Annotated in this window: 8 protein-coding genes and 2 pseudogenes; 4 read left to right on the top strand and 6 right to left on the bottom strand. The window is 69.0% G+C overall.

Annotated elements, in window-relative coordinates; all coding sequences use genetic code 11:
* Positions 1–5: 5 nt before the first annotated feature.
* The gene (locus tag AB0435_RS10815) at positions 6–2,594 is read right to left on the bottom strand and encodes a DUF6603 domain-containing protein (protein WP_366426715.1); all 2,589 of its coding nucleotides are present in this window, start codon (positions 2,592–2,594) and stop codon (positions 6–8) included.
* 688 nt (positions 2,595–3,282) lie between these two features.
* Here AB0435_RS10815 and AB0435_RS10810 point away from each other — a divergent pair.
* Positions 3,283–4,794: a M20/M25/M40 family metallo-hydrolase gene (locus AB0435_RS10810; RefSeq protein WP_366002868.1), complete on the top strand. Its 1,512-nt coding sequence runs from the start codon at positions 3,283–3,285 to the stop codon at positions 4,792–4,794.
* A gap of 25 nt (positions 4,795–4,819) precedes the next feature.
* Here AB0435_RS10810 and AB0435_RS10805 read toward each other — a convergent pair whose 3' ends face one another.
* Positions 4,820–5,434, bottom strand: a complete 615-nt coding sequence (locus AB0435_RS10805; protein ID WP_366426714.1) for a TetR/AcrR family transcriptional regulator — start codon at positions 5,432–5,434, stop codon at positions 4,820–4,822.
* Between the two features lie 380 nt (positions 5,435–5,814).
* Here AB0435_RS10805 and AB0435_RS10800 point away from each other — a divergent pair, with 380 nt between their 5' ends.
* The gene (locus AB0435_RS10800) at positions 5,815–6,189 is read left to right on the top strand and encodes a hypothetical protein (protein WP_366426713.1); all 375 of its coding nucleotides are present in this window, start codon (positions 5,815–5,817) and stop codon (positions 6,187–6,189) included.
* A 172-nt stretch (positions 6,190–6,361) separates the two neighbouring features.
* Here AB0435_RS10800 and AB0435_RS10795 read toward each other — a convergent pair whose 3' ends face one another.
* A complete protein-coding gene (locus AB0435_RS10795; RefSeq protein ID WP_366426712.1) occupies positions 6,362–7,204 on the bottom strand; it encodes a class I SAM-dependent methyltransferase in 843 nt (280 codons plus the stop codon).
* A gap of 147 nt (positions 7,205–7,351) precedes the next feature.
* On the opposite strand from AB0435_RS10795, the pseudogene AB0435_RS10790 reads away from it, so the two are divergent.
* Positions 7,352–8,146 (top strand): annotated as a pseudogene (locus tag AB0435_RS10790) (helix-turn-helix transcriptional regulator); the annotation flags it as partial.
* Between the two features lie 72 nt (positions 8,147–8,218).
* Here the strand turns inward: AB0435_RS10790 and AB0435_RS10785 are convergent.
* Positions 8,219–9,191, bottom strand: a pseudogene (locus tag AB0435_RS10785) (IS256 family transposase); the annotation flags it as partial.
* Between the two features lie 243 nt (positions 9,192–9,434).
* Entirely contained in the window at positions 9,435–10,730 is a 1,296-nt protein-coding gene (locus AB0435_RS10780; protein ID WP_366426711.1) for a hypothetical protein, read from the bottom strand.
* Positions 10,731–11,065: 335 nt separating this feature from the next.
* Here AB0435_RS10780 and AB0435_RS10775 point away from each other — a divergent pair, with 335 nt between their 5' ends.
* Positions 11,066–12,280 (top strand): hypothetical protein, encoded by a 1,215-nt coding sequence (locus AB0435_RS10775; protein WP_366426710.1) that lies wholly within the window; start codon positions 11,066–11,068, stop codon positions 12,278–12,280.
* A 109-nt stretch (positions 12,281–12,389) separates the two neighbouring features.
* Here the strand turns inward: AB0435_RS10775 and AB0435_RS10770 are convergent, their stop codons facing one another.
* Complete coding sequence (locus AB0435_RS10770) at positions 12,390–12,743, bottom strand: hypothetical protein (RefSeq protein WP_366426709.1); 354 nt, start codon at positions 12,741–12,743, stop codon at positions 12,390–12,392.
* Between the last annotated feature and the right edge of the window lie 79 nt (positions 12,744–12,822).

The following is a 12,822-nucleotide window of genomic DNA, read 5'->3' as shown; positions in this document are numbered from 1 at the left end:
GGTCCTCACGAGTGGGCGAGTCGCAGGGGCGGGGAGGAGAAGGCCGCTTCGCGGGCGTAGCGGTCGAGCTCCGGGGCGGCGTCGAGCGGATATCCGGCGGCGGCCAGGGCGGCGAGCGCGGTCTTGCGCAGCGCGGTCTGCTCGGGCGTGCCGACCCGCAGCGCGCCGGTGCCGGCGCTCTCCTCCGGTTCCCCGCGGACCCCTGTGGGGGCCGCGCCCGGGTCGAGCGGCAGGACTCCTCCGGGCAGCAGCGGCTCGTGGTCGAGGCGGCCGCTCCGGCTGGACGCCGCCGCTTCGGGCAGGCGCGGGGCCGGTACGGCGATGCGTGCTCCGCTGACCAGGCCGTGGACGAAGGCGGCGGCGCCGAGCGTGTCGTCGGCCTTCCCGGCGCCCCACAGCGCGGTCGGCTGCGGCGTGCGCTGCGTGGTGACCGTCCAGTTCCGCCAGTGTTCGGCGGGCAGTTGGCGCCAGTGGCCGTCCTCGGTCTCCTCCTCGACGGTGACCGAGAGCGTGACGTCGAGGCCGGTCTTTCCCATGGGGCGGATGTTGACCTTGGCGGGGCCGTCCCCCGTCTCGTCCGCTCCGTTGACCGCGAGCGCGGAGGCGGGGAACGCGGTGCCGACGGTGAAGGCGAAGCCGTCGGCGGTGGCGGTCCAGGTCTCCTGACCGCCCGACGGCGCCTGCGCGGCGTGGTCGGGGTGGAGTCCGTCGACGGGGGTGAGCGTCAGCGGGTGCTGCGGAAGCAGCGTGCGGAACTCCTCCCAGCCGATGGGCGCGGGCCCGGCCTTGGGCTCGCCGAATTCGATCGGGATGGAGATGCCGAGCACCTTCACGTGTGCGGTGCCGCCGAACGACGGGCCCCACACCGACAGCCGCGCGCCCAGCGACGCCTCGCCGCTCCAGCCGAACAGCAGCCACACCTGGGCGGTGATCTCGGCCCACACGTCCACCTCGTAGTGGAACGGCGCCCACTCGACCAGGGCGTCGAAGCCGACGTCGACCCGGGCCTTGGCCCACGAGCTGTCGTACCGCAGATCCAGCCGGCCGCCGGCCATGACGGCCGAGGGGGTCAGCGCGAAGTAGCTGGTGCCCTTCAGGATCACCGAGGAGCCGGAGGTCCAGTCGACGCCGACCGGGTCCGCCTGCGGGTAGTGGTCGGGCGGCGCGAAGCGCGGGTGGTAGCCGCCGATGGTGAAGACGAAGTCGCCGGGGTGGTCGCTGCCGCCGAACCACAGGCGCAGCGCCGCCCCGCCGGTCAGGTGCACGGACCGGTCGAGCAGGAAGCTGTCCGGGGCGAGACGGGCGTCGACGGCGAGCATGTCGGCGGAGCGCCGGTAGACCGCGGAGATGTCCAGCTCGACACTGGCGTACGGCTCGCCGAGCTTCTTCTCCGGGTCGGGGAACTGGGCCTTGGCCGAGCCGAGCAGCCCCACCACCAGGTCGTCCGGGCCGAACTCGGCGAACGCCAGGGCCTTGCAGTGGACGATCTCGAAGACGTCCGCGTTCAGGCCGAGCGCCAGCCAGGTGCTGCCCTCGTGCGGGGTGACCCAGGCGGGAGCGCCGTCGGTCCCCTCGGTGAGCTCTTTGAGCATGTCCAGCGGTTCGGGCGGCGTGCCCTCACCTGCCCCGGCGAGCCCGCGCAGCAGGGGGAAGCCGGCGACCTGGTCGATGGTGGGTACGCGCAGGCTGCTGTTGTATCCGAAACCGGCCTTCACCGCGGTGACCCTGAAGGCGGGAGGACCGCCGAACGCGGCCCCCAACTCCGCGTACAGGAACAGGGACCGGGCTCCGCTCTTGAGGTGCTCGTAGGCGCCGATCGCCCCGAAGCTGGCGCTCGGGGTCTTGATCAGGGCGCTGCCCTCGATCAGCCGGTCGTAGGGCGAGTCGGCGGTGACCGGCTTGTTCACGAACGCGCCGGATATCTCCAGCGGCGGCTTACGGAAGGACAGGCTCAGCCCGTCGAGCCGGCCGGAGGGCGTGAAGTCCTTGCCGTCCAGGGCGATGCCCAGCCCCAGCCCGTCCACGCCCAGCTCCAAGGGGCCGGCCTGCACCGTGGCGTCGCAGAGGAGCCAGACTTTCTCGTCCTGGTAGCTCGCGCCCAGGCGCCGCAAGTACAGCGGGCCGAAGGAACGGTCGAGAGTGACCCACGCGGCGGCCGGAGCCGCCGGGTCGTCGGGTGCGGCCGGTGAAACCGCCGCCGCCCGGGCTTCCGTCGGGGCTGGCGCCGCCCATGTCCCCGTGACCGGCGCGGTGTTGAGCAGCTTCGGGGCGGGGGCTTCGCTCTCGTGCTCCTCGGTGGGCTTCGCGCCGGCGAGGCGGAACATCAGAGGGGTGCGCTTTTCGCCTCCCCACTCGTAGTCCAGGGCCACCAGAGCGCGCCCGCGGGTCTCCTCGGGAAACGTCGGGTGGGTGCCGTCCAGGCGGGATATCTGTTCGTTGAGTGCTTTCACCTGATCGGCGGTGAGGGCGTCGGAGGCGATGACGGCTTTCACGCCGGTGATGCCGAGATCGTGGTCAGGGGAGATGCGGTCGCCGACCAGAGGGAGGTCGCTGAGTTTGGCGGCGAGTCGCGCATCGACGAGCAGGGCGAACAAGAGGCACCTTCCGGGCCGGGAACGGGAAATCGGAGGGGAGTCGAAAGGAAGATTGCTTCGCGCTCAGGAAACCCGGCAGATTTCTCTGTCGGGGCAGGATCCGTGCGACACCAGGCCGATTTCCTCGATGAGTTCGGCCCTGGTGGGCTCGATCCGCCTCATCGACTCCGTGCCCTCTCCATCAGTGCCGCAGCGAACGGAGGCGCTGTCGATTCCCCTCCACGATATTTCTTCCGTCGGTTACGGTACCCCGCCCGCGATTGTGTTTAAGGATCAACCGAGTCGTGTTGTTCAATAGTTGACCGAATTACCGGCGACCGGCTATCCGGAAAGCGGGCGATGATGCAACGCCCTAAATCTATGCGTTCACCCGATCTGCAAGCCAACTGGCGGCGTGTGGTGTGCTTCACACTCGCTCACCGGTCCCGCTCCGGGACCGGTGCGGCGGCTCGCACGGCCGTCACCGCGATGTCGCCGAAATCCTCACGACGGGTTTTCTGAGCTGCCGTCAATCCGGCCCTGCCTTCGGCGACGACGGGGAAGCCACTCGATCGCCGGCACCGGCCACGAGACGGCGCGCGCCGCGTCACCCGCCCATTCCAAGACTCGTGCCCCATCGCCCCTTGGTCCCGTGCCGGGCCGAAACCGGACCTTGCGGGGGTGCTGAGGCGGACGTGACGATGGCGGCATGACGCAGCCGGGTGAGGACGCGGGCAGCAGAGACAGCGGTCACGACGGGCACAGCGGTCACGACGGGTACAGCGGACCGGGTACGGCGCGGCGTACGGTGCTCGGCGCGGCCACCGTCGGTGCGGCGGCCCTCGGGCTGCCCTCGGCAGCGGCGATGTCATCGGCGGCCGGACCCGCACAGTCCGGGTCACCGCGGCCCGCAGGACCCGCCCGCCACCGGCCACCCACCGCACAACCCCCCTCGCGCGAACTCCGCGCACTGCTGCGGGAGATCGACCCACGCCGCATCGAGGCCACCGTCCGCAAACTGGTGTCCTTCGGGACCCGGCACACCCTCTCCGCGCAGGACGATCCCGTACGCGGCGTCGGCGCGGCCCGCGACTGGCTCCTCGCCGAGCTGCGCCGCTGCGCACAGGCCTCCGGCGGCCGGATGACCGTGGAGCTCCAGTCGTACGTACAGGAGCCCGCGCCCCGTGTCCCGGTGGCGACCAGGATCACCAACGTCGTCGCCACGCTGAGGGGTTCGGTCACGCCTGACCGGATCTATGTGGTCTCGGGGCACTACGACTCGCGGAACAGCGACCCCATGAACGCGACCGGCGACGCGCCCGGCGCCGACGACGACGCCTCCGGGGTGGCCGTCGCCCTGGAGCTGGCCCGGGTCTTCGCGACCCGGCGGCCGGCCGCGACCGTGGTGTTCGCGGCGGTGGCGGGCGAGGAGCAGGGACTGTACGGGGCCGCGCACATGGCCCGGACGTACCGGGGTCGACAGGCCGACGTACAGGGCATGTTCACCAACGACATCGTGGGGAGTTCGACCGCCGAGGACGGCTCGCGCGACCCGTACACGATCCGGCTGTTCGCCGAGGGGGTGCCGACCTCGGAGACGCCGGAGCAGGCCGAGGTGCGGCGCACGGTGGGCGGCGAGAACGACTCCGTCTCGCGCCAGCTGGCCCGGTTCGTCCGGGACACCGCCGAGAACGACGCGACGGGGATGCGGGTGCGGGTGGTGTATCGCCGCGACCGTTATCTGCGCAGCGGCGACCACATCCCGTACCTCCAACAGGCCTATCCGGCAGCACGGTTCACCGAGCCCGCCGAGAACTACGCGCACCAGCACCAGGACGTACGGGTGGTGGAGGGCAAGCAGTACGGGGACCTGCCCGAGTTCTGTGACTTCGGCTTCACCGCCCGGGTGGCCCGGGTGAACGCGGCCGCCCTGTGGTCCCTCGCCCAGGCCCCTGGCACTCCGCGCGGCGCGAAGATCCGCACCGCCGCCCTCGGCAACTCCACCGAGCTGGTGTGGGAACGCGGCCCGGAGCCGGACCTCGCCGGGTACGAGGTGGTGTGGCGGGAGACCACCGAACCGGAGTGGACCCACGTCATCCCGGCCGGGAACGTGACCCGGCACACCGTCGACCTGTCCAAGGACAACGTGTTCTTCGGCATCCGCGCGCTCAACCACTCGGGCCTGCACAGCCCGGTCGCCTTCTGCGCACCCCAGGCGTGAGGCCCGGTCGGGACTGCGCGGGCTGTCAGGCCCGCGTGGGCCGGCCTGTCGTCGCCTGGAGATGAGCGATGCCGGTGTCGAGCGCTGCCTCGAGGTGGGTCGGGTCGCCCGTGGACATCATGATGGCCACTCCTCCCTGGATTCCCGCCAGCAGCGCGGCGGCCGTCCGGTCCACGTCGAGGGTCGGCGACACCAGGCCGTTGGCCTGGAGTGCACGCATGCCTCGGGCGAGTTGCTGCTGCCATTGACGCATCAGCTCCGTCACGATTGCCCGGGCACCTGGGCCGGACTGTCCGACCTGGAGGAACAGCGCTCCCATGGGACAATGGTCGCCCTGGCGTTCGTACCGCTCCACCACCACATCGCGCCATTGCCGCCAGGACTCCCACGAATCCAGGCGTCCCAGGTGAGGCTGCTGGTCCTCAAGGACGCGGTCTGCCTCGAACCGGGCCACTGCCAGCAGCAGTTCGTCCTTTCCGGCGGGGAAGTAGTGGAAGAGCTGGCTCTTGCTGGTTCCGGTGCGGCTGCGGATGTCGTCGAGTGTCGTGAAGGCGACACCCTGCTCGCGCAGGACCTCGGCCGCTCCCTCGATGATGCGGTCCCGTGTGGCGCGGCCCTTCGCGGTCAGCGCGTCCGGCATCCCGATATCTCCTCTGCACCTCAATGGACCAGTGGGTTGCACTGTACGGCGAGAGCCCCCGGGGCGTGACATGTGCGGCCCGCTCCGCCTGGACTTGCCGGTCCATTTCTCGCGAGGCACCGTTGTCCGTGCACCGTGGGACATGGGGAGGTTGCGTCATGGGTGGGCGACTGCCCCGGCGGGCTCGGGTTGGGGTTCGTCCTTCCGCCGTGCACGCCCGTCTGGCCGGATATGACGCACCGAACCACCCCAATTCCGAAAAGAGTTGACCCCGACACATGTCCTGTTGAAGATGCAATGACCAACCACTCGCCGCTGACCGGACCGCTCCGCCGTACCGGCGGCGGCGTCGCTGTCACGTCTGAAAGAGGAGTGCACTCATGGCTGTAGCCTGGAAAACGTATCTGACCGGTGGCGCTGTCGCCGCCTCCGGGGCCGCTCTGCTGGTGGGCATGGGCCTCGCTCAGCCCGCCGCGGCGGCTGATCTCCCGCACGCACCCGTGGCCTATTTCTCCACGGGCCACGACCTGACCGGCAGACAGATGCCGGTCGACATCGGCAACACCGATTGCCAGACCCTTCCGGAGCCCGCGCTGTCCGCGGTCAACTTCACCACCGCCAATATCGAGGTCTTCTACAACCACGACTGCCGGACGGGGCTCCCCGACCGACCCAGTGACCTGTACTTCGCGCTCGGGAGCCTGCACCGGGGCGACTTCTCCTACCCGGCCCTCAGCTACAAGGTTGTTCGCTGACCGGCATGACCCTTGCAACGCCGGTGCGTGGTGTGGCGCGTACTTGAGCACCACACCACGCACCACCGGGAGGGGAGTGGTGTACGGGGATCGCGCGCACCGGATCCGCTCCACTCCTTGGCACCGCCTCCGGACTCCTGGCTTCGCGGCATCGGGCGATGACCAACCTCTGTCAGAGGGCCACGGTGCGTCCCGCATGGAGCACACGGCCGCCCACTGGGTCGGCTTTGGGGACGGGTCGTCCGACGTAGCGCGCTACGAGTTCAGGGCCGGTGAGGTCCTCGATGCCGTCCAGCTTCATCGCGCGCAGCTCGTCGGCGATGTCCTCCGGGGTGAAGCAGCTGAGCCAGGGCTCACCGAGCTCGGCCACCATTTTCGCCGCGGCTTCGCGCACGGCGCGGAGTTCCGGTGACAACGTCGACGGCGCTTCGCCGTAGTAGTCGAACACCATCTGCACCGGTGCGTGGTGCCCGGCCATGAAGCGCAGGGTGGTGAGGACGGCCTCCCGCGTGAGGTAGGGAGTGACACCGAGCCAGAGGAAGAACGCCGGCCGGGTCCGGTCCAGCCCGGCCGTGGCCAGCGCACCGGCCAGGGTGTCGCGTTCGAAGTCGACGGGGGCGAAGGTCACCGACGGAGGAACGGTGATACCGGCCGCCGCCAGCTGTTGCCGCTTCCACGCCTGGGTGGCCGGGTGATCGACCTCGACCACCCTCAGTCCGGCGTGGGGGTTGCGGTACGCGAAGGTGTCCAGGCCGGCACCGAGGATCACCAACTGCCGGGTGCCGGTGGCCACGGCGGAGGCGAGCGCGTCCTCGGCGAAGCGGCTGCGGGCGGCGACGAACCGTATGCCGTACAGGTCGAGCGGTTCATCAGGCAGCGGCGGCAGCTCGTCCGGATCGAGACGCAGGATCCTCGGTGCCAGCGGGTCGGTGAGGATCCGCTGAGGGTCGCTCTGGTGGCGGGCACGGTGGTGCGCTGCGTGCATCGCGGTGCGGCTGGGCTGGCTGGTTTCCACGGGCCCTCCTGGGGAGTGTCGGAACGCGATCCAGAATCGGACGGGAGTGGGTTTCCGGGACAGGGCAGAACCTGCACTGTCCCGGACCCGCTCCACCGTCCGTCAAAGCATTTGTCCCGACCCGCGGCCCCCGCGGAAAATGCCCGGATGGACCGCAAGACCGCGCTACGGGACTTCCTGATGTTCCACCGTTCACGGCTGACCCCTGACGATGTGGAGCTGCGCTTCCACGGAGCACGCCGGGTCTCAGGGCTCCGTCGGGAGGAAGTGGCCGTACTGGCCTCGGTCAGCGTCGACCAGTACATCCGTCTGGAACGAGGGCACACCTCCCTGGTCTCGGATACGGTTCTCGACGCGGTCGCCAGTGCGCTGCGGCTCACTCCGGGCGAACGGCGCTACCTGCGTGCCCTGGCCGGGCGCCCCCTCACCGCCGATGCCCGGGCCGGGGCCGGTGGGAAGCCGGTACGGGACGGCGTGCAGCGCGTCCTTGACTCCCTGCGCGATTCCCCGGCCTATCTGGTCGGCCGCAACGGCGCCATCGTGGCGTGGAACCAACTTGCCGCACGCGTCTTCTTCGACTTCCCCCGGATCCCGGTGCACGACCGCTCGCTCGGCCGACTGATGTTCACCTATCCACGTGCCCGGTCGCTGTTCCTCAACTGGGAGGGATCGGCACGCGAGATCGTGGCGTACCTGCGCACCGAGACGGTGCGACGACCGCATGACGCGGAACTCGCCGCGCACGTAGGCGGATTGATGACGGCGAGTGCCGACTTCCGGCGGCTGTGGACAGCGCAGTTCCCTTTCAACGGCCCTCGTGAGCCTTCCAGACTGGCCTGCCCCGAGTCCGGGACCACTCTGCATCTGGCCTGCGAGGCGTTTCAGCCGACGGACGCTCCGGACGAATGGATGGTCGTCTACACCGAGGCCGAGGAGTCGTGGAGTGAGCGCCGCAATCATCCCGTGGCCGATATCGCGCCAAAACATCAAGGGTCGCATCCCTTGCCTGGGCGGGAAGTCCGCGAACGCGGTCAGATCTTCCTTCGCTTCCAGCAGCATCGTTTTGACCTTGGGGAACTGGATACCGAGCATATCCGCGACGGTGTCCAGCTGGGTGCGCAAGAGGCCGATGGTGGGCTGGGTGAAGATGGTGCGGATCGTCGCGGCGACCATTTCACCGGAATCCCGGTCGATTATTCCGAAGACATTCCGCAGGAAATGAACCCTGCACCGCTGCCAGGCGGCGCCGAGCATCACCTTGCGGACTCCGGCGACCAGCCCCGGAGCGCTGGTCGGTGATGTCCAGTCAGACCCCGGACAGGCCGCGTTCGCGCAGTGAGCGCAGGAACTCTTTCCAGAACGCCTCGCTCTCACTGTCGCCGACCATCAGGCCCAGGACCTCGCGGTTGCCGTCCTCGGTGATGCCGGTGGCGACCACTACGGGCCGGGAGACGATCTGATGGTTCACCCGCGCTTTGCGGTAGGTCGCGTCCAAGTAGACGTAGGGGAAGCGGACGTGGTCGAGCGGGCGGGTGCGGAACGCGGTCAATGGCTCGTCCAGGGCTTCGCAGATCCGTGAGACCTCGGACTTGGAGATAGCGCTGTCCCCACCGAGGGCTTTGACCAGGTCATCAACGCTGCGGGTGGACACGCCGTGCACGTATGCCTCTATGGTCACGGCGTAGAGGGCCTGGTCGACGCGGCGCCGACGCTCCAGCAGGCTGGGGAAGAAGCTGCCGGCGCGAACCTTGGGGATTTCCAGGTCCAGATCGCCGGCCAGCGTGGTCAGCACCTTGTCGCGGTGCCCGTTGCGGACAGTGGTCCGAGTCGGCGTGTGCTCGTTCCACTCCGCGCCGACATGAGCACTCGCCTCGGCCTCGATCAGCTCCTGCACCATCCGCTCGGCGATCGCGCGGATGAGCTCGATTCCGTCGGTCGAGCGTAGTAACTCAAGGAGCCGTATCAGTTCAGACTGGGACAGGGCCATTGTCCACTCCTCGTGGTTGAACTGGGCGTTCACCAAGGAGAGTTATGTGGTGGCCCGCCACCTGTTCAGGGAGCGGTACTCACCCGTGGAAGTGCGCCCCGGGTAAACGCACGCGCACTCCCGGCCGCTGATCCCGTACACCACGATGAGGGGCACCATCGGGGTAGGGACGCGGAAGGCCCCGCACGGAGCCGGGAGGCCGGGGGCTTCACGTGCGGGGCCGCGCTTACGGGGTGGGGGCCGTCAGGCTGCGGTCAGGGTGTACGTGCCCGTACCGTCCTGCCTGCCGCTGCTGTACTGGCGCAGGAACTCTCCGTCCGCGTATCGGTCATGGCCGATCATGGAGCCGGTGTACTTGTTCTGTATACCGATCTTCGGGCTGCCGGGTACGTCGCGGTAGATGTAGAAGCGCTGGAGGTCGTCCTCCGCGCACCGGGCCATCTGCAGGACCGCGCGTTCAGTGGCCGCGTTCTGCTCGGGGACGGTCAGACACCATTGGCTGCGGTGATTGACGAGGGTGGCCTCGATGACGCCGTTGCGCTCCACCTTGTTGCACAGCGCCCACTGATCAAGGTCTCCACTGAAGATCGTCGAGGGTCGCAGGCGAACACCGTCGGCCCCCAGGAGGGGCCCGGTCCAGTACAGCGACTTGCCGGGTACACCGATCTTGTAGAAGCCGGGGTCACAGGTGAAGCCCTGCGCCGCGCGAGAGACGGCCGCGCTCCCGGCCATCTTCTTCGGCGCAGCCTTCTCGGCCGCGTCCCTGGCCGCCGTCTTCGTGGCAGGCTTCTTGGCGGCGTAGGCCTTCGCCGACGGCACCGGCCCGGCCGGGTGCTTCGCGGTGGCGGCGGCCGAGCCGCAGGCGAGGAGGCCCTGCGCCTCGGCCATGATGCTGTTGGCGGGGACCTTGTCCTCGCAGCGTACTGCGCCTTCTTCGAGGGTGGTGTAGGTGGTGTAGGAGCCGGTGTCGGGGCCTTCGACCCACTTCAGGGCGTAGGTGCCGCCGCCGAGGTCGGTGCGGTTGCAGTTGAGGCTGCCGTAGGTGCCGGTGACTTTCTTGGTTCCCTCGTAGAGGCCGTAGTAGCCGGGGTTTTGGAAGTTCCAGGTGATGGACTTGTTGGTGCTGCTGGTGTGGGTGTAGTTGACCTGGACGTTCAGGCCGACGGTCCCGCCGACCATGCCGAGGGCTTCGACCTGGAAGCTGCCCTGGATGTTGCCGTTGAGGCCAACGGAGACCGAGATGGTTTCCTGGGTGCTGGTGTCGACGGTCTGGGAGCCGGTCGAGCCATCGGTGACGTACCAGCCCTTGAAGTGTGTGATGGTGGGGGTGACTTCGGCGCTCTTGATGTAGGGGTGGCGGGTGCCGAGGTCGGCCGGGGTGCAGGTGTCACCGGGCTTGGCCGCCGGGGCGGCGGCGGGCTTGGCCGGGGCGGCCGTGGCCGGTGAGGCGAGGCTCATCGTGGCTAGCGCGGAGGCAGCCGCAGCGGTGAGGGCTACGAGCCCCTTTCCGAGGAGGCCGGTCGGTCTGGTGTGACGCATCGTTAGTCATTCCCCCATGGGCCGGGACGCGAACGGGCGGGAACCCCGGCCGTTGGTGTGGTCGGTGTAAGGGTGCTGAGCGCGAGCGAACATAGCGCCACCAGCGATGACAGGGGGATGCCGTAACCGGCCAGTGTGATAACCCCGGGCGGAATGGCCTGTTCCGGCGATGCGGCCCGCCCGCCGCTGCGGACCGGTCGCGAATTCCGGACAAGGCTGCGAATTCCGAACCTGAGCCCGGTCGGTGGTTCCTACTATCTCTGTCACCTGTACGGCCGTGTGACCAGTGGACCACCACCGAAGGGACCATCGTGAAACGCGCAAGACGTTGCCTGATGGCGATAGCCACACTCGCTCTGACCGCCGCCACCCTCACCACCACCACCACGGCGTCCGCCGCCGCACCGGCGAAGGCGGGCGCCGCTGTGGCGGGCAAGGGCTGCGTGCCGACCGCGCCCGGCGAGGTCGGCAAGGAGGGCGTGGGTGTGGTCGACTGCGTCGCGGGGGACGGCCCCCGCCACGCCGTGCCGCCGGTCGCGGCCGGGCCCAAGGCCCGTGCGTCCGCGCCTTCCTGCACGGAAGAGGACACCCGCCACTCCTACTGCCGCGAGGCCAATGTCCCCTACACGCTCACAAGGAAGACGGATGGCAAGGTCCTATTGGTGGCCAAGCTCCGCTTCGTCACCCGCGCCGCCGCCATCGACCCGAAGGCCCAGACCTGGCAGGAGACGATCAGCGCCACGGTCATGAAGGCCGAAGGCGAGGGGACCATACTGTTCGCGTTCGGGCCCTCATGTTCGGGGCAGTGCACGATGTACAAGGCCAAGGCGTGGGGCGGCAAGTACGTGCCCATCGGCGCTGGCGAGACGAAGGAGGACTTCGTCGTCTACAAGACCACCGTGGGCAAAGGCGGCCAGAGCGTGGTCATCCCCACCTACCACGGGGACCTCACCTCCACCGAGGCGGACACGCGGGTAATCCCCCTGGGCACCTGGTACGGCCCGGAACTGCGCTGTGACAAGGCCGTGGGACGTGCGGCGGGGTGCATCGTGATGGGGCACATGGCCGACGTGAAGATTTCCATCGCGCAGTACGGGGCTGCGGCCATCACCTACCAGTGGGCCCAGGACAATTTGGAGGGCGGCAACACCGGCACGAAGGTGGCGCCCCTGCAGCGGGGCAGTGATGAGGAGGACGAGGACGGCCCGACGACGACGCAGAAGCGGTACCAGAGCTGTTATGCCGCGCCGAACCCCTTCAAGCCCATCCTCGTCACGGCGGAGCCCGACTCGTGTGACGAGTTCCCGTTTGCCGCTTCGAGCCAGGGCGGCACGAACGGGAACCTGTGCGCGGAGATCCACCCGTGGTTCAACTCCGCCACCTTCCAGTGGGAGGTCGACAAGCTCAGGTACCTCGGCCGCGCGCAGAAATGCGTCCGCAGCCACGTACCCAAGGACCAGAACGAGGCAGCGGGGGGCGAGTACGGGCGGGCTGTGCAGAGCGAGCGCATCCTGGACCACGAGTGGTTCACCGTGACCGTCACCCCGTAACCAATAGGCACCCACACTCGCCGTGCCCCGGACCTGCCTGACTGGCGGGGCACGGCACTGTGCCAAGAGCGCACAGGGCGCGTCGGCTTCTGCCGGGGTCGGATATCACTCACAGCGAGGGCCTCGAAGCGGGCGATCTCATCCGGACAGCTCGCGAAGTCCTTGCTGTACGCGACCAAGGGCCGCTCACGAGCCCACTCCAGGCGCTTGACAGTGTCAGCGCCGACCTGACTGTCCTGGAGCCGAAAGCATCGCTGAGGTAGTCGCGGATGGTGTCGACGACACGCGTGCCAGAGTCCTCCAGGACGCTGTTGACGGCCTTGCGGACCACTCGGTAGCCGAGTCCGGCGCCCACCTGTTCATTGGCGTTGTACAGGACCAGCGTCAGCTCATCCAGGCTCAGACGGTGTTCGCTCGGGACATCGCCGCGCACTTCGGCACCGACGGTGCGGAACGCGAGCATCAGGAACCTCCCTTGGTTGCCTCGTTGCGGTCGACCTGCTCATACGGATCGTCGGGGAGGGTGTCAGCGGCTGCTGCAG

The organism is Streptomyces sp. NPDC051173 (assembly GCF_040689515.1).
Lineage (GTDB): Bacteria > Actinomycetota > Actinomycetes > Streptomycetales > Streptomycetaceae > Streptomyces.
Note: the sequence above shows the minus strand (reverse complement) of the source record. Positions and strands in the feature narration are given on the sequence as shown.

Excerpts from the sequence above, each read along its gene's own strand:
- AB0435_RS10810 (WP_366002868.1), top strand. The coding sequence starts at position 3,283 with ATGACGCAGCCGGGTGAGGACGCGGGCAGCAGAGACAGCGGTCACGAC.
- AB0435_RS10805 (WP_366426714.1), bottom strand. The coding sequence starts at position 5,434 with ATGCCGGACGCGCTGACCGCGAAGGGCCGCGCCACACGGGACCGCATC.
- AB0435_RS10800 (WP_366426713.1), top strand. The coding sequence starts at position 5,815 with ATGGCTGTAGCCTGGAAAACGTATCTGACCGGTGGCGCTGTCGCCGCC.
- AB0435_RS10780 (WP_366426711.1), bottom strand. The coding sequence starts at position 10,730 with ATGCGTCACACCAGACCGACCGGCCTCCTCGGAAAGGGGCTCGTAGCC.
- AB0435_RS10775 (WP_366426710.1), top strand. The coding sequence starts at position 11,066 with ATGGCGATAGCCACACTCGCTCTGACCGCCGCCACCCTCACCACCACC.
- AB0435_RS10770 (WP_366426709.1), bottom strand. The coding sequence starts at position 12,743 with ATGCTCGCGTTCCGCACCGTCGGTGCCGAAGTGCGCGGCGATGTCCCG.